The organism is Nocardia wallacei, assembly GCF_029868745.1.
Lineage (GTDB): Bacteria > Actinomycetota > Actinomycetes > Mycobacteriales > Mycobacteriaceae > Nocardia > Nocardia wallacei_B.
Window position 1 is genome coordinate 1 of sequence record NZ_JARWOP010000090.1, and the last position, 15,109, is coordinate 15,109.

Sequence of the window (15,109 nt, forward strand, 5' to 3'; positions counted from 1 at the left end):
CGCCCGCCCCGCCGCCCGCCCCCCCCCCCCCCCCCCCCCCCCCCCCCCCCCCCCCCCCCCCCCCCCCCCCCCCCCCCCCCCCCCCCCCCCCCCCCCCCCCCCCCCCCCCCCCGCGTCCGGTGACGCCTCGGACGGCGGTGCTGCGATCCACCGCCGAGGCACGACCCGTCAGCTGTGGTAGGGCTCCGCGCTGACCAGCGTCACCTTCATGGTGTTGCCGTTGGGCAGCGTGTACTGGCGGGTCTCGCCGACCTTTGCGTCGATGAGCGCACCGCCCAGCGGGGACGCCGGGGAGTACGTCTCCAGGTCGGAGCCGCCCACCAGGCCCTCTTCGCGTGTCGCGATCAGGAACGTCTCGGTATCGGCCTCGTCGCCGTCGTAGTAGACCTTGACGACCGACCCCGGCAGCGCGATTCCCGACTTGGTCGGGGCGACGCCCACCTTGGCGTTGTTCAGCAGTTCCTGCAGCTGACGGATGCGCGCCTCCTGCTGGCCCTGCTCCTCACGCGCCGCGTGATAGCCGCCGTTCTCCTTGAGGTCGCCTTCTTCGCGGCGTTCGTTGATCTCGGCCGCGATGACCGGACGGTTGGCAATGAGCGCGTCGAGTTCGCCCTTGAGCCTTTCGTGCGACTCCGGTGTCAGCCAGGTCACGTTCGTCTCAGTCATCTCGATCACTCCCTAGTAGTTGTTCCCGGCGAACCGGGATTCCCTGATACCCGCCGCCGTACCCATCCGGAAACGCGCACAGCGGCAGTGGACGGCTAGAGCGATCCCTGGGGGATGTCACCGACCCCGACAGGCCCTGGTCCGCACGACACCTGGGTGCCCCGGAACCGACAGCGCTGGCCGCCAATGCAGCAAACACGGCTCCGAGCTTCGGAACCGTGTGTTGGGCCATTTTAGCACGATCTACAAATTCGCAGGTCGGAGCCTTGATCGTATGGTGTTTCGCCCGGATCGGGACATGTGGGGTCCGTGGCCGCCGTCACCCGGCGCGCAGGTAGGCCGGAACCTTGTCACTGCACCCGTAGATGTCCCCCGCGGCGGGGCGGCCGGTGGTGCGGATGGTAGCGGTCAGTTCGACCGTTCCGCTGGTCGAGGGCGGAATCAGCACCTCGCGGCGGCCCACTTCGGCCTGGTCGGAATCCATCGCGCGGACGAAGCAGACGACCGGGCGGTCCGGATGTTCGCGGGTGACCTTGATGTGGATGTCCAGGGTCGAGTCGTTCGCGATGGTGTAGCCCAGCTGGTCGGGTTCGATGTCCTCGGGACCGAACTGCCGGTATCCGGCGTAGGCGACGATCAGTCCGGCCAGCACCACCACCGCGCCGAGAAGGTAGGGGAGCCAGCGCCGACGGCGGCGCGGCCCGGTACCGTAGCGGTCCGCGACCCGCTCGGCTCCCGGCGCTGCCTCGCTCATGATCTGTCGCTCCTGTGGTCGAGCGGCGGCGCGCGGTCCTGCGCCGCAGGGGGGTAACTCGGAACAAATGACGGTCGGATGGAACTATAAGGGGTGGAGATCGGCGCGGGTCCCGCCGGCGCCACAGGTTCGACACCCGCGGCGGAAAGCAATGAGGTGTAGACGTTGAGCAACGAGGTGAACGAGACGTGAGTGGCCTTCGCCTCATGGCGGTGCACGCCCACCCCGACGACGAGTCCAGCAAGGGCGCCGCGACGACCGCGAAGTACGCCGCGGAGGGCAACGACGTCCTGGTCGTCACCCTGACCGGCGGCGAGCGCGGCTCGATCCTGAACCCGGCGATGGATGTGCCCGGCATCCTCGATCGCATCAACGAGGTGCGGCGCGAGGAGATGGCCGAGGCGGCCAGGGCGCTCGGCGTGCGGCAGCACTGGCTGGGTTTCGTGGATTCCGGCCTGCCCGAGGGCGATCCGCTGCCGCCGCTGCCCGAGGGATCGTTCGCGCTGGTGCCGCTCGAGGAGGCCACCGAGGCGCTGGTCCGGGTGGTGCGCGAGTTCAGGCCGCACGTGATGACCACCTACGACGAGAACGGTGGCTATCCGCATCCCGATCACATCATGTGCCACAAGGTGTCGGTGGCGGCCTTCGAGGCCGCGGGCGACCCGGAGCGGTTCCCCGACGCCGGCGAGCCGTGGACACCGCTGAAGTTGTACTACGACCACGGTTTCAGCATTCAGCGGATGGAAGTGTTCGCCGACGAGTTCGAGCGGATCGGTGAGCCGTTCCCGATGCAGGAGTGGCTGGACCGGTTCCGCGCGATGGCCGCCGAGCGCGGCGACATCATGGGCCGGGTGACCACCCAGATCGAGTGCGGCAAGTACTTCCCGCAGCGTGACGACGCCCTGCGCGCCCATGCCACCCAGATCGACCCGAACGGGGCGTTCTTCGCCATCCCGATGGAGATGCAGCAGCGGCTGTGGCCCACCGAGGAGTTCGAGCTGGCCCGCACCCGGGTGAGCACCGAGATCCCCGAAACGGACCTGTTCGCCGGCATCCGCGAGGACGAGGACGCGCGCACCGCGCTCGAGGACACCACCCGATGATCGTCACCCTGCTCGCCCAACCGGCCACCAACCCCACCGGCCCCGAATTCGGCAAGGCCTCCCCGCTGGGCCTGGTCATCGTGCTGGTGCTGCTGGTCGGCACGGTCCTGCTGGTCCGCTCGATGAACAAGCACATCAAACGCCTGCCCGCCGAGTTCTCCCCCGAGCATCCCGAGCCGGACCAGGAAGCCGACGAGGGCACCGACCCCGGTGCGGTACAACAGGATTCCGCCGAGCCCGAGCCGGTCTCCGACAGCTCCGCGAAGCCGGACCAGCACAAGGGCACCTAGCTTCTTTCAGAACGGCGGATCATGGTGCCGCCGCCGACACAGATCGCAATCACAATCGAAGTACCCGATCCCCGCACTCCCGTGCGCACCCCGGCGCTCGGCATCTTCCAGATCGGCGAACCAGGGACGGCGGCGTGCGGGCGAGGCGCCCAGCGAGGTCGTAGTAGTCATACCTGCGAAATACCCCGTGGGAGACATGACTGCGTTGCGGTTTCAGCACAGCTCGTATTCCCATGGAATCTTCGATGTCGGCCGCGATCAGCAGGAGTTCGGTTCTCCGTACTTCACGACCGACAGCACTGCCTCGCCCTCGGTGAAAGGCGTTCCGGGGGAGGGGGTTTGAGCGACGACCAGCCAATTGCGGTCGAGGACCTGCCTGCGGCCGGCTCCGGTGGCGTCCAGGGAGCGGGAGAAGAAGACTCCGGCCTTCTGGACCGTGTTCTGGGCGTCTTGCAGGTTCATGCAGACGACAGCCGGCATCAGTGTGACGGCGCGAGTCGCTTCGGTGGGCGGCGGCTGTGGCGGCGGTGGTGCGGCGAGTGGAGTGGTCGTCACCGGAGTGGTCGTTGCTGGAGTGGTGGTCGCCGGCGTGGTGGTCGCCGCGCTCGAAGTAGCCGACGTGCTCGGTGCGGATGTCGCCGCGGTGGTACTCGGCCCTGCGGCTGGATCGGCAGCGGGGCCGCACCCGGTACTCAGCCAGGCCGTCGTGACGGCGAGGGCGAGGTAGACGGCACCTTTCCGGCGCGGGCGGTTCGAACTCGGCCCTGCGGCGACGGGTGCGGACACACCGACAATGTGGTGTGTGGATTTCGCGGCGTTCATAGTTCGAATAATCGCCCTCCGACCATCCACGCGGCCCCGGTTCTGTTGTCAGGCGGCTGGATTGGTGGGCAGCCGCAGCAGGTGACCGCCGATATCGGCGAGGAGTTCGAGCTTGCCGCCGAGCGCCGAGACATAGGCGGCGATGGCATCCACGGTCGCAACCTCACCGCGTTCGATCTGCGAGACCCGACCGGGACTGACCCCCATGATCTCCGCCAGGCCTGCTTGGGTGAAGTTCAGCCGTTTCCGTTCCTCGGCAAGCTGCTGCCCCCACTGTTCGGCCATGATCGCGCCGCGCCGACGCGCGGCCTCATCCTCGCCGACCCGCTTGCGATAAGCGGCCCTGTCCCACTTGCTGAAGCTGCTCATTTCCCCGTTTCCTCCTCGGCTCGTTCTTTCAAGTAGATCTCGTAGAGCGATTCCGCATGGGGGATGGCTTGCTCATACCAGGCGTTCCACTGGCCTGTTTTGTCCCCGCCGACCAGGAGGATGGCCGACCGCCACGGATCGAACACGAACAAGATTCGGATCATCGTCTGTCGCGGCCGCAACTCTTTCAGGTTGGCAAGCCTGGATCCGGTATCCACGACCTCGTCAGTCTGGTAGATGTCCCAATCCACCGTTGAACTATAGCATTTGCTATATCTCAACGTCTGCAGCGCCGTCCTGGTATGGGACGCTGGAGGCGTGAACCGATTGGGTAGTGCGACCTCGCCGTACCTGCGTCAGCATGCCGACAACCCGGTGCATTGGCAGGAGTGGGGGCCGGAGGCGCTGGCCGAGGCGGCAGAGCGAGATGTGCCGGTGCTGTTGTCCGTCGGGTATGCGTCGTGTCACTGGTGTCATGTGATGGCGCACGAGTCGTTCGAGGACGAGGCGACTGCGGCGGTGATGAACGAGAACTTCGTGTGTGTGAAGGTGGATCGGGAGGAGCGGCCTGACCTCGATGCTGTCTATATGACGGCGACGGTGGCTATGACGGGGCAGGGTGGGTGGCCGATGACCTGCTTCCTGACGCCGGAGGGGGAGCCGTTCTACTGCGGGACCTACTACCCGAAGACGCCGCGTGGGGGGATGCCGTCGTTCACGCAGCTGCTCGCGGCGGTGACCGAGACCTGGCGCAACCGGCGCGACGAGGTGGATCAGGCGGCCGCGCAGGTGGCGCAGGCTTTGCGGGAGCAGGGGGATGGGCTGCCCGGTAGTGAGCTGGCGGTCGGGCCGGACCTGTTGCGGCATGCGGTCGCGACCGTGCTGGGCGATGTCGATCCGCGTTATGCCGGATTCGGTGGGGCCCCGAAGTTTCCGCCGTCGGCGTTGCTGGAGGGACTGCTGCGGCATTACGAGCGCACCGGCGGCGAGCAAGCGCTGCAGGCGGTTTCGCGGACGGCGGCCGCGATGGCGCGCGGCGGCATCTACGACCAGCTACGCGGGGGATTCGCGCGCTATTCGGTCGACGCCGCCTGGGTCGTACCGCATTTCGAGAAGATGCTCTACGACAACGCGCAATTGCTGCGGGTCTACGCGCATCTGGCCCGGCGTCCGGCGAACGATGCTGCGGGACAGTCGCTTTCGCTGCGAGTCGCGACGGAGACCGCGCAGTTCCTGATCGATGATCTGGGGACCGCGGAAGGTGGCTTCGCCTCCGCGCTGGACGCCGACACGCATGTGGAGCCCGGCGGCCCCGGCGTCGAGGGCGCCACCTACGTCTGGACCCCGGCGCAACTGACCGAGGTGCTCGGTGCGGACGACGGCGCGTGGGCCGCAGAGGTTTTCGGCGTCACCGCGGAGGGCAACTTCGAGCACGGCGCCTCGGTGCCGACCAGGTACGCCGATCCGGAGGACGCCGAGCGCTTCGACCGCGTCCGGGCACGATTGCGGGAGGCGCGCGACAGACGCCCGCAGCCCGAGCGCGACGACAAGGTGGTGACCGCCTGGAACGGCATGGCCATCGTCGCGCTGGCCGAGGCCGGTGCGGCCCTCGCCCGCCCGGACTGGGTCGAGGCGGCCGTGCGTTGCGCCCGATTCCTGTTGTCGGAGCACGTGATCGACGGTCGCCTGGTGCGCGCGTCGCTGGGCGGTGCGGCGGGTACGGCCGCCGGTGTGCTGGAGGACTACGCCTGGCTCGCCACCGGTCTGCTGGCGGTGCACCAGGCCACCGCCGATCCCGACTGGCTCGAGCACGCGCGCCGTCTGATCGACACGGCCGCAGCGCATTTCGCCGATCCCGACACACCCGGCAACTGGTACGACACTGCCGACGACGCCGAGACACTGGTGAGCCGTCCCCGCGACCCACTCGACGGCGCCACACCCGCGGGAGCGTCGTCCTTCGCCGAGGCGCTGCTGACCGCGTCGGTCCTCGCCGACTCCACCCGCTCCGCCCACTATCGCGAACTGGCCGAACAGACCGTGCAGCGCGGCGCGATCGTGCTGGCGCGGGCCCCGCGCTCGGGCGGGCACTGGCTGGCGGTCGCGGAGGCGGCGGTGCGGGGCCCGATCCAGGTGGCGATCGCGCTGCCGCACGGCATCGATCCGGAGACCGCCGAGCTGACCGTGGCGGCGCGCCGCGTCGCGCCCGGCGGGGCCGCGGTGGTGGCGGGCGCGCCGAACTCGGTGCCGTTGCTGGCCGATCGCCAGCCGGTTGCCGATCGGCCGGCCGCCTATGTCTGCCGCGGGTCGGTCTGCGATCTTCCGGTCGGCGATCCGGCCGAACTCGAGGCCGCTTTGGTCTCGGACCGGTAACGATCGACGCCTCTCGACCGATCTCGATAGCGTCCGGGGTCGCCGCTGACCTTCCGGAACGCCGGTCATAGCGGATATGCATACAGAGGGTGTGTCCGTGGCGCGGCGCTTGCCGACCGGGACTGCCCCGTGCAGGATGTCCGAGTCGGCAGCAACTGTCAGGCAAGCACTACCCAGGCCCGAGGGAGATCGCGTGAGACTGCCACGTCGAGGAATTCGTATCGTTCGTTCGTCCGGTTTCGCCGTCGCCGCCGCGGCGCTGGCACTGACGGTGCCCGTCGGCGCCGCGCAGGCCAGGCCGATCGGCCCCTTCGAGGTCGGCGGGGCGATCGAGGCCGAGTACGACCGGGCGGGCGGGTTCGCCACCTTCGGCAACCCGGTCTCGCCCGAATCCGACGCGGGCGGGGGCGGCAAGTTCCAGGCATTCGAGCGCAACAACTCGATCTACTGGTCGGTCGGCACCGACGCGCACGCCGTCGGCGGCCTCATCCGGGACAAGTGGGGCGCCCTCGGCTGGGAGAACGGCGCACTGGGCTACCCGGTGACCGACGAGCAGAAGGCCGGCAAGGACGGCCAGGGTCGCTACAACCTGTTCAACGGCGGCTCGGTCTACTGGTCGTCCAAGACCGGCGCGCACGCGGTATGGGGCGCCATCCGCGACACCTGGTCCACCGAGGTCGCCGAGAAGGGCCGCTACGGCTACCCGACCAGCGACGAATACGACTACCAGGGCGGCAAGGCCCAGGACTTCCAAGGCGGCCGCATCACCTGGAAGCCCTGATCGCGCGAGCCGATGTCGAGGGCGTGACCACTACCCCGGTGCCGCTTCCGCTTCGCCGACCTGGGTGCCGAGTGGTTTCAGATCCTCGATGTCGTCCTCGCCGGTGCCGTTGCTGCCGGATGCACCGTCGTCGCCGGGGCTGACCTGTATGTCCGTCCAGCAGGAGGTCGGCTCCACCCGCCCGCGGAGCTGGATCGTCTCGTAGTGGGTCCAGAGGGCTCGTTCGTCGGCGGTGGCGGCGTCGATTACCGCCTGGGACACCAGGATTCGGCGGTCGACGTGCTTGGCCTCGGTGGTGAGTCGGGACGCCTCGTTGACCGCGTCGCCGATCACGGTGTACTCCAGCCGGGTGTCCGTGCCGACATCGCCGGCGAAGACCATGCCCCGCGCCACCCCGATGCCGATATCCAGTTCGCCCGCCGCGGCCACCTCGTCGCGAATCCGGCGCGCCGCGCGCAGCGCCGGAGTGGCATTGTCGCGCAACGCGATCGGCGCGCCGAAGATGCACAGCGCCGCATCGCCCTCGAACTTGTTGACCAGCCCGCCGTTGTTCTCGGTGGCCGACACCACGATCGTCAGCAGCCGGTTCAGCTTGGCGACGAACTCGCTGGGTTCGATCCCCGTGGACAGCGCCACCGAGCCGACGACATCGACGAACAGCGCGGTCACCGGCCGTATGTCGCCGGTGAGGTCGAGCCCACCGGCGAGCGCGCGCTCGGCGACCTCGGTGCCGACGTGCCGGCCGAACACGGCCCGCATCCGTTCGCGCTCGGTCAGATTGGCGGCCAGCTCGTTCACCGAATGCTCCAGCCGCCCGATCTCGCTGGCGCTGCCGACCGGAACCCGGACATCCAGCTCGCCGCGCGCGATGCGATCCAGCGCCCGGCGCAGCGCGCGCACCGGCGCCGCGACGGCGCGCGCCAGGGTCGCCGTCGACAGCGCGCCCACAGCGAGCCCGACGACGGACATGTACACGGCGGTGCGAATCCGGTCCTCGGCGGTCGCCACCGGGTCGGCCAGCACGGTGATCAACATCAGCAACGGCATGGCGCCGGCCACCGCCCACGACACGACGACCCGGTTGAGCACCGTGGAACTCCAGTGCATCGTCCCGCCGAGCACCGAGGAGACGATCGGGATCGTGGGCCGGATCAACCGATCGACGACGAGGAAGGTGAACCCGGCCGATTCGAACGCGCCGAGCGTGAACATCGCTCCGACCACGGCGATCGCCCGCGACGGAATCACCTGCGCGAAGATCACCGTGGCGATGATCACGCCGGGCAACCAGATGGCGAGGGCGCGCAGCGTGATCGCCATCGGCAGGTTCAGCAGCCGCCGCGCCTCCGCCGCACCCGGCTTGCGCCCCTGATCCAGCCAGCCGAAGTAATAGAACCGATCGCGCACCGCGAGGATGATCCCGGCCACCGCGCCGATCGCCGGATAGATCGACGCCTGGGCCAGCGCGGTCATCCAGTCCGGCCCGAGCCGCCCGAGGAATCCGCTGAGCGACAGTTCGGTGAGGATGACGCCCAGACCGCCGAGATTGCAGGCCATCACCACGAACGACAGCCCCCAGGGCGCTCGCAGCGCGAGCAGAATCAGCCGATTGATCATGGCGAGGGATCGGCCGCGGACGTGCGAATCGGTTCGGGGAACACGAAGGAGGAGCATAGAACCCGGACGGTGACCTGCGGCGGGTTCCGGCCGATCTTGTCGGACGCGTCACTCCACCGGTCAGTTCAGCAGGACCAGCCAGACCGCCGCGTAGTGGCACAGCGCCGCGAGAACCGTTGCCGCATGGAAGAACTCGTGATGCCCGAAGGTCTCCGGCCAGGGATTGGGCCACTGAGTGGCGTACAGCACGGCGCCGCCGCTGTAGGCGAGCCCGCCGACGAGCAGCAACACCATCGGCGCGACGCCGACATTGTGGGTCAGCGTCGCCGCCACCGGCACCACCGCCCAGCCCAGCAGCAAGTACAGCGGCACTCCGACCCAGCGCGGCGCGGTCGGCCACAGCAATTTCAGCGCGACCCCGGCCAGCGCGCCCGCCCAGACGACCGCCAGCAGCGTGACTCCGGTCCGCGTCGGCAGTCCTAGCAGCGCAAAGGGCGTGTAGCTGCCGGCGATGAACAGGAAGATCATCGAATGATCGGCGCGCTTCATGTGGATGCGCGACCGCTCGGTGCGCCAGTTCACGCGGTGATAGACGGCGCTGACGCCGAACACCCCGCACACCGTCAGCCCGTATACCAGCGTCGACCACCCGGCCTTCGCCGACACCGTCGCGGCGGTGCCGGTCAGGGCGATCACCGCCACGGCCGCGATGCCGACCGCGTAGGTGTGGATCCACCCGCGCATGCGCGGCTTGAGCGGCACATTCCGCAGCTCCTCCAGGGCTCCGAGCACGGGATTCGCTCGTTGTACCGTCTCCGCCACGCAATGACCTCCTCAGTAACCTACGGTCCCGTAGGTTGGCTCTGTTGCCACTGTACCGGGCGCGAACGCGTGCTTCAGCGCGTCGCGCCGCGCAGGTGTGCGGCGCCTGCGCGCGCCGAGGCTTGTCAGGCCGAAAAGGCGGTGACGTGACACGGCGGCGTAGGGTGGCTGTTCGTGGAACTTGCTAGTCGGGTGCGTGGCCTGCCATATCGCATCTACGAGGCGCGGCTGTCGAAACAGCTGGCGGGCAAACAACATCCGCGTCATGTAGCGGTCGTCTGTGACGGAAATCGGCGCTGGGCGCGGGAGAACGGTTTCACCGACGTCAGCCACGGGCATCGGGTCGGGGCACTGCGAATCGCGGAACTGGTCGGCTGGTGTGAGGCCGAGGGCATCGAGATGGTGACGGTCTACCTGCTGTCGACCGAGAACCTCAGCCGCGGCCAGGACGAACTGGAGACGCTGTTCGAGGTGATCCCGGACGTCGTGGAGGAACTGTCGGCGCCGGAACGGAACTGGAGCGTACGCATCGTCGGCTCGCTGGACGGGCTGCCGGCCGATATCGCGCGGCGCATGGAGAAGGCGGCCGCGGAGACGCACGGCCGCAACGGCGTGCACGTCAACGTCGCGATCGGCTACGGCGGCCGGCAGGAGATCGCCGACGCGGTGCGCTCGCTGGTGCGCCAGGAGATGTCGGCGGGGGAGACCGGCGAGGATCTGGTGCAGTCGATCACCGTCAACGCGATCGGCCAGCACCTCTACACCTCCGGACAGCCGGACCCGGATCTGGTCATTCGCACCTCCGGCGAGCAGCGGCTGTCGGGCTTCCTGCTGTGGCAGAGCGCCTATTCGGAGATCTGGTTCACCGAGGCGTACTGGCCGGAGTTCCGGCGGGTGGATTTTCTTCGTGCGTTGCGCGATTACGCCGCAAGGCATCGGCGCTACGGGACCTGAGCGGCCCCGGTCACGAGGCCGCAACCCCGCACTGCCGCGGACACGCGATCGAGCACAGCTCTGTTGCATTGCGTGATCACGGGCTCACCAGGGCGTGCGGCTCGCGTACCGTGCGAACATGAGCGACAACGGGACCGGGCAGCGCAGCACGGTCGCGGCCGGCGCGCCGCCGACCTACCTCAGCTACGAGGAATTCGGGCGGCGATTCCTGCTGTATGCCGCGTCGGAGCAGCGCATCACCGGCGCATTCGGCCAATTGACCGGCGCCGCTTTCGATTTCGGCCCCATCGGGGTCGGCCCGGGACGGCTGGCCAAGGTGTCGGCGCAGGTCCAACTGGGCGAACCGACGCTGAAACGCGACGTCGGGAGTTACATCGAGTTCGATCTGGCCATCCCGCTCAGCGTCGATCTGCTGCTCGATCTGGCCCTGGACCGGCATCGCTTCCAGGTCGAGGGCTATGTGCACGTCCACCTGACCGTGCGGACGGCCGAACCGCTGCGGGTGCTCATCGACATCGCCGAGCCGCGGCCGGGCGATGTGCGCATCAATGTCGCCACCGCGACCCGGCGCGGCCAGTTGCTGCGCATTCTGGCCAGTGTCGATCACGAGATCCGTCGCTTCGTGGCGCGCTATATCGCCAAGGAAATTCGCAAACCGCATATCGCCGCGGTGCGCGATATCGATGTGGCGGCCCGGCTGGACGCGGCCTGGCAGGTCTGACCGGCGCTACAGTTTGCGCAACCGGATCCGGTTGATGGTGTGATCGGAATCCTTGCGCAGCACCAGGGTCGCGCGCGGGCGAGTGGGCAGGATGTTCTCCACCAGATTGGGCCGGTTGGTGGCGTTCCAGATCTCCTGGGCCGCGATCGTGGCCTCCTTGTCGGAGAACTTGGCGTAGTGGTGGAAGTGAGATTTCGGATTCGCGAACGCCGTCTTGCGCAGCGACAGAAAACGATTCACATACCAGGTTTCGATGTCTTCGATGCGCGCGTCGACATAGATCGAGAAATCGAACAGATCCGACACCATCAACCGCGGCCCGGTCTGCAGGACGTTGAGACCCTCCATGATGAGAATGTCCGGTTGCCGCACACAATGGAAATCGCCCGGCACGATGTCGTAGAGAATGTGCGAGTACATCGGCGCGCACACCTCGGCCGCACCGGATTTCACCTCGGTGACGAATCGCAATAATTTGCGGCGGTCGTAGCTTTCCGGGAAACCCTTGCGATGCATGATGCCGCGCCGGGTGAGTTCGGCGGTGGGATAGAGGAATCCGTCGGTGGTGACGAGGTCGACGCGGGGGTGATGTTCCCAGCGGGCGAGCAGCGCCTGCAGCACACGGGCGGTGGTGGATTTGCCGACGGCGACGCTGCCCGCGATGCCGATCACGAACGGTACCTGGTGGTCGGGATGGGTTTCGCCGAGGAAGGTGGCGGTCGCGGCGAACAACCGCTGCCGCGCGGCCACTTGCAGGTGGATCAGCCGGGCGAGGGGCAGATAGACCTCCGCGACTTCCTCGAGGTCGATCTGCTCACCGAGTCCGCGCAGCCCGACCAACTCTTCCTCGGTGAGTACCAGAGGAGTCGATTTCCGCAGCGTGCGCCACTGTTTTCGGTCGAATTCCACATACGGACTCGGCTCGCTCATCCGCGCCACTTACCCACGCCCTCGACTCGGTAAACACGGCACTTCGGATGAGTTCTCACGGGTGCCGTCCCCGGCGCGGTGAGAACCGGTCCACTGTCCTCGCATAGGCGAATTGTCCTCTGGGTCAACGGACCGCCGTACGCGGGGTGTTACTACTCGCGGGTAACAAGGCGTGACGATTCTCTCTCCGGCACCGTGTACGCGGCGATGAACAGGCGTTAAGGTCGATGGTCATGCAGGCGCATCCGCTCGTGACCGAATACCTGCGGCTGGGGCTGGCATTCGACCGCCTCGAGCCCGGCTTTGTCGATGCCTACACCGGCGATCCGGCGCTGCGGCGTGCGGTGGAGAACGCACCCGCGCCCGAGCCGGGCGAGTTGGCCACGCGGGCAGCGGCTTTGCGCAAAGAACTGCCGGAGTCCGGCTTGGCGGCCGAGCGCGCGGAATTCCTCGACGTCCATCTGCGGGCGCTGGAATGCTCCGGCCGCAAGTTCGCCGGTGACCGGATCTCGTTCGTCGAAGAGGTGCGCGCGTATTTCGATGTCGAGATCGCGCCGGGCGATGTCGAGGACTACCGCGAGGCGCATCGGCAGATGGACGAGGTGCTGCCCGGCGACGGCCCGCTTGCCGAACGGGTCACCGCGCATCGCCGGGCCGACGAAATTCCCCCGGACCGGCTGCGCGCCTGTGTGGACGCGTTCTCCGGCGCGCTGCGCGAGCTGGTGCGCGCTCGCTATCCGCTGCCCGACCACGAGACCGTCGAATACGAGGTGGTCGGCGACAAGCCGTGGTCGGGTTTCAACTACTACCTGGGCAACTACCGCTCCCGGGTGGCGATCAATTCCGATCTCAAACAGCACATGGCGCATCTGCCCGCGCTGATCGCGCACGAGGCATATCCGGGCCACCACACCGAGCACTGCCGCAAGGAGGCTGGGCTGGTCGCGGCGGGGCAGGACGAGCAGACGCTGTTCCTGGTGAACACGCCGCAGTGCCTGATGGCCGAGGGCCTCGCGGATCTGGCGCTGAAGTCGATCGTCGGGCCGGGCTGGGGGACATGGGCGCAGGACATCTACGCCGACCTCGGGCTGCGCTTCGACGGCGAACGCGCGGAACGACTTTCGGCCGCCTCGGCGAAACTGCTGGGCGTGCGGCAGGACGCGGCGCTGCTGCTGCACGACCGGGGCCGCGGCGCGGAGGAGGTCGCAGAGTTCCTGCAGCGCTGGAACCTGGCCACGCCGGAGCGGGCGCGGCAGTCGCTGCGCTTCCTGTCCTCGCCGCTGTGGCGGGCCTACATCAGCACCTATGTCGAGGGTTATCGCCTGCTCGGGGGCTGGCTGGACCGGGCCGCCGACGCGGACGAGCGCGCCGAGCGATTCCGCCGCCTGCTCGACGAACCGCTCACGCCGGGCGCGGTGCGCGGGATGCCCTGACCACCCGGTCCCGGGAGCACCGTTCGAGGGCGCGAGACCCGGCACATAGACTGTGCTCGTGACCCAGACGACCGCCTCTGTCAACACGCAATCCCTCGCCGAACTCGATCCCGAGCTGGCCACCGCGATGGCCGGTGAGCTGGCCCGCGAGCGCGACACCCTCGAGATGATCGCCTCGGAGAACTTCGTGCCGCGCGCGGTGCTGCAGGCGCAGGGCAGCGTGCTGACCAACAAGTACGCCGAGGGCTATCCGGGCCGGCGCTACTACGGCGGCTGCGAGCACGTCGACGTGGTCGAGAATCTGGCGCGAGAGCGGGTCAAGGCGCTGTTCGGCGCGGACTTCGCCAACGTGCAGCCACACTCGGGGGCGCAGGCCAACGCCGCGGTCCTGATGTCGCTGATGAACCCCGGCGAGCGGCTGCTCGGTCTGGATCTGGCGCACGGCGGTCACCTCACCCACGGCATGCGGCTGAACTTCTCCGGCAAGCTCTACGAGGTACACGCCTACGGGGTGAGCAAGGACGATCACCGCATCGACATGGACGAGGTGCGCAAGCAGGCGCGCGAGGTGCGGCCGCGGGTGATCGTGGCAGGTTGGTCGGCCTATCCGCGGCACCTGGACTTCGCGGCGTTCCGGGAGATCGCCGACGAGGTGGATGCTTACCTGTGGGTCGACATGGCGCACTTCGCCGGTCTGGTGGCCGCGGACCTGCATCCCTCGCCGGTGCCGCACGCCGACGTCGTCTCCTCGACCGTGCACAAGACCCTCGGCGGCCCGCGCTCGGGCGTGATTCTGGCCAAGCAGGAGTACGCCAAGAAGTTGAACAGCGCGGTGTTCCCGGGTCAGCAGGGCGGCCCGCTGATGCACGCGATCGCCGCCAAGGCCGTGGCCTTCAAGATCGCCGGCACCCCGGAGTTCAAGGAGCGCCAGGAGCGCACGCTGACGGGCGCGAAGTTGCTGGCCGAGCGACTGGCCGCCGCCGACGTCTCCGCGAAGGGCATCACGGTGCTCACCGGCGGCACCGACGTACACCTCGTGCTGGTGGATCTGCGCAACTCGGTGCTCGACGGCCAGCAGGGCGAGGATCTGCTGCATGAGATCGGAATCACGGTGAACCGCAACGCCGTTCCGTTCGACCCCCGCCCGCCGATGGTCACCTCGGGCCTGCGCATCGGCACCGCCGCCCTCGCCACCCGCGGCTTCGGCGACACCGAGTTCACCGAGGTCGCCGACATCATCGCCACCGCTCTGAAGGGCGACGCCGACCAAGACGCCCTGCGCGCCCGAGTGGCCAAACTGGCTCAGGAGTTCCCGCTCTACGAGGGCCTCGAAGACTGGCGCCTGCTCGGCTGAGCCCGTAATGGGCTGAGCCCCAAGGGTTCCGAACACGACGTGGGGGGGGGGGGGCGCGCGGGGGGCAACGGGCCCCGGGGGGATGTGGTGTGGGGGGGGGGGGTTTGGGGCCCGCGGGAG

Annotated in this window: 17 protein-coding genes; 9 read left to right on the forward strand and 8 right to left on the reverse strand. The window is 68.5% G+C overall.

Translation table 11 applies throughout. The features are described 5' to 3' along the window. Positions 1-168 precede the first annotated feature (168 nt). Positions 169-666: a transcription elongation factor GreA gene (gene greA / locus QH470_RS06785; protein WP_280271410.1), complete on the reverse strand. Its 498-nt coding sequence runs from the start codon at positions 664-666 to the stop codon at positions 169-171. 319 nt (positions 667-985) lie between these two features. Continuing rightward, positions 986-1,420: a DUF4307 domain-containing protein gene (locus tag QH470_RS06790; RefSeq protein ID WP_280271411.1), complete on the reverse strand. Its 435-nt coding sequence runs from the start codon at positions 1,418-1,420 to the stop codon at positions 986-988. Positions 1,421-1,608: 188 nt separating this feature from the next. Between QH470_RS06790 and mca the strand changes: the two genes are divergently transcribed. Together mca and QH470_RS06800 are read left to right on the forward strand one after the other, a co-directional pair. Further along, positions 1,609-2,523 (forward strand): mycothiol conjugate amidase Mca, encoded by a 915-nt coding sequence (gene mca, locus QH470_RS06795; protein ID WP_280271412.1) that lies wholly within the window; start codon positions 1,609-1,611, stop codon positions 2,521-2,523. Then, positions 2,520-2,813, forward strand: a complete 294-nt coding sequence (locus QH470_RS06800) for a hypothetical protein (protein ID WP_280271413.1) — start codon at positions 2,520-2,522, stop codon at positions 2,811-2,813. Before mca ends, QH470_RS06800 begins: the two co-directional genes overlap by 4 nt. A gap of 258 nt (positions 2,814-3,071) precedes the next feature. Here QH470_RS06800 and QH470_RS06805 read toward each other — a convergent pair whose 3' ends face one another. Continuing rightward, complete coding sequence (locus QH470_RS06805; RefSeq protein ID WP_280271414.1) at positions 3,072-3,275, reverse strand: calcium-binding protein; 204 nt, start codon at positions 3,273-3,275, stop codon at positions 3,072-3,074. Between QH470_RS06805 and QH470_RS06810 the strand changes: the two genes are divergently transcribed. Next, positions 3,274-3,540, forward strand: coding sequence for a hypothetical protein (locus tag QH470_RS06810; RefSeq protein ID WP_280271415.1), 267 nt, complete (start codon positions 3,274-3,276; stop codon positions 3,538-3,540). The genes QH470_RS06805 and QH470_RS06810 overlap by 2 nt on opposite strands. A gap of 143 nt (positions 3,541-3,683) precedes the next feature. Here the strand turns inward: QH470_RS06810 and QH470_RS06815 are convergent, their stop codons facing one another. Together QH470_RS06815 and QH470_RS06820 are read right to left on the reverse strand one after the other, a co-directional pair. After that, the gene (locus QH470_RS06815; RefSeq protein WP_280271416.1) at positions 3,684-4,004 is read right to left on the reverse strand and encodes a helix-turn-helix transcriptional regulator; all 321 of its coding nucleotides are present in this window, start codon (positions 4,002-4,004) and stop codon (positions 3,684-3,686) included. Beyond that, positions 4,001-4,255 carry a type II toxin-antitoxin system RelE/ParE family toxin gene (locus tag QH470_RS06820; protein ID WP_280271417.1) on the reverse strand — a complete coding sequence of 85 codons (255 nt, stop codon included), beginning with the start codon at positions 4,253-4,255 and terminating at the stop codon, positions 4,001-4,003. Before QH470_RS06820 ends, QH470_RS06815 begins: the two co-directional genes overlap by 4 nt. 67 nt (positions 4,256-4,322) lie before the next feature. On the opposite strand from QH470_RS06820, the gene QH470_RS06825 reads away from it, so the two are divergent. Together QH470_RS06825 and QH470_RS06830 are read left to right on the forward strand one after the other, a co-directional pair. Then, positions 4,323-6,377: a thioredoxin domain-containing protein gene (locus QH470_RS06825; RefSeq protein WP_280271418.1), complete on the forward strand. Its 2,055-nt coding sequence runs from the start codon at positions 4,323-4,325 to the stop codon at positions 6,375-6,377. 193 nt (positions 6,378-6,570) lie between these two features. Beyond that, a complete protein-coding gene (locus tag QH470_RS06830; RefSeq protein ID WP_280271419.1) occupies positions 6,571-7,158 on the forward strand; it encodes an LGFP repeat-containing protein in 588 nt (195 codons plus the stop codon). 30 nt (positions 7,159-7,188) lie between these two features. Here the strand turns inward: QH470_RS06830 and QH470_RS06835 are convergent, their stop codons facing one another. Continuing rightward, the gene (locus tag QH470_RS06835; protein ID WP_280271420.1) at positions 7,189-8,775 is read right to left on the reverse strand and encodes an adenylate/guanylate cyclase domain-containing protein; all 1,587 of its coding nucleotides are present in this window, start codon (positions 8,773-8,775) and stop codon (positions 7,189-7,191) included. 120 nt (positions 8,776-8,895) lie between these two features. Beyond that, the gene (trhA, locus tag QH470_RS06840) at positions 8,896-9,519 is read right to left on the reverse strand and encodes a PAQR family membrane homeostasis protein TrhA (RefSeq protein WP_280271426.1); all 624 of its coding nucleotides are present in this window, start codon (positions 9,517-9,519) and stop codon (positions 8,896-8,898) included. 252 nt (positions 9,520-9,771) lie between these two features. Here trhA and QH470_RS06845 point away from each other — a divergent pair, with 252 nt between their 5' ends. Continuing rightward, positions 9,772-10,551: an isoprenyl transferase gene (locus tag QH470_RS06845; RefSeq protein WP_280271421.1), complete on the forward strand. Its 780-nt coding sequence runs from the start codon at positions 9,772-9,774 to the stop codon at positions 10,549-10,551. A gap of 118 nt (positions 10,552-10,669) precedes the next feature. Continuing rightward, positions 10,670-11,272, forward strand: a complete 603-nt coding sequence (locus tag QH470_RS06850) for a hypothetical protein (protein ID WP_280271422.1) — start codon at positions 10,670-10,672, stop codon at positions 11,270-11,272. Between the two features lie 6 nt (positions 11,273-11,278). Here QH470_RS06850 and coaA read toward each other — a convergent pair whose 3' ends face one another. Next, entirely contained in the window at positions 11,279-12,211 is a 933-nt protein-coding gene (coaA, locus tag QH470_RS06855) for a type I pantothenate kinase (protein ID WP_280271423.1), read from the reverse strand. Between the two features lie 224 nt (positions 12,212-12,435). On the opposite strand from coaA, the gene QH470_RS06860 reads away from it, so the two are divergent. Then, the gene (locus QH470_RS06860; RefSeq protein WP_280271424.1) at positions 12,436-13,635 is read left to right on the forward strand and encodes a DUF885 domain-containing protein; all 1,200 of its coding nucleotides are present in this window, start codon (positions 12,436-12,438) and stop codon (positions 13,633-13,635) included. Positions 13,636-13,693: 58 nt separating this feature from the next. Beyond that, positions 13,694-14,989 (forward strand): serine hydroxymethyltransferase, encoded by a 1,296-nt coding sequence (gene glyA, locus QH470_RS06865; RefSeq protein WP_280271425.1) that lies wholly within the window; start codon positions 13,694-13,696, stop codon positions 14,987-14,989. Positions 14,990-15,109: the final 120 nt, after the last annotated feature.

Bases quoted from the DNA above. Each gene is read 5' to 3' on its own strand.
- greA (WP_280271410.1), bottom strand. From the start codon at position 666: ATGACTGAGACGAACGTGACCTGGCTGACACCGGAGTCGCACGAAAGG.
- QH470_RS06790 (WP_280271411.1), bottom strand. From the start codon at position 1,420: ATGAGCGAGGCAGCGCCGGGAGCCGAGCGGGTCGCGGACCGCTACGGT.
- QH470_RS06800 (WP_280271413.1), top strand. From the start codon at position 2,520: ATGATCGTCACCCTGCTCGCCCAACCGGCCACCAACCCCACCGGCCCC.
- QH470_RS06810 (WP_280271415.1), top strand. From the start codon at position 3,274: ATGCAGACGACAGCCGGCATCAGTGTGACGGCGCGAGTCGCTTCGGTG.
- QH470_RS06805 (WP_280271414.1), bottom strand. From the start codon at position 3,275: ATGAACCTGCAAGACGCCCAGAACACGGTCCAGAAGGCCGGAGTCTTC.
- QH470_RS06815 (WP_280271416.1), bottom strand. From the start codon at position 4,004: ATGAGCAGCTTCAGCAAGTGGGACAGGGCCGCTTATCGCAAGCGGGTC.
- QH470_RS06835 (WP_280271420.1), bottom strand. From the start codon at position 8,775: ATGATCAATCGGCTGATTCTGCTCGCGCTGCGAGCGCCCTGGGGGCTG.
- trhA (WP_280271426.1), bottom strand. From the start codon at position 9,519: ATGCGCGGGTGGATCCACACCTACGCGGTCGGCATCGCGGCCGTGGCG.
- QH470_RS06850 (WP_280271422.1), top strand. From the start codon at position 10,670: ATGAGCGACAACGGGACCGGGCAGCGCAGCACGGTCGCGGCCGGCGCG.
- QH470_RS06860 (WP_280271424.1), top strand. From the start codon at position 12,436: ATGCAGGCGCATCCGCTCGTGACCGAATACCTGCGGCTGGGGCTGGCA.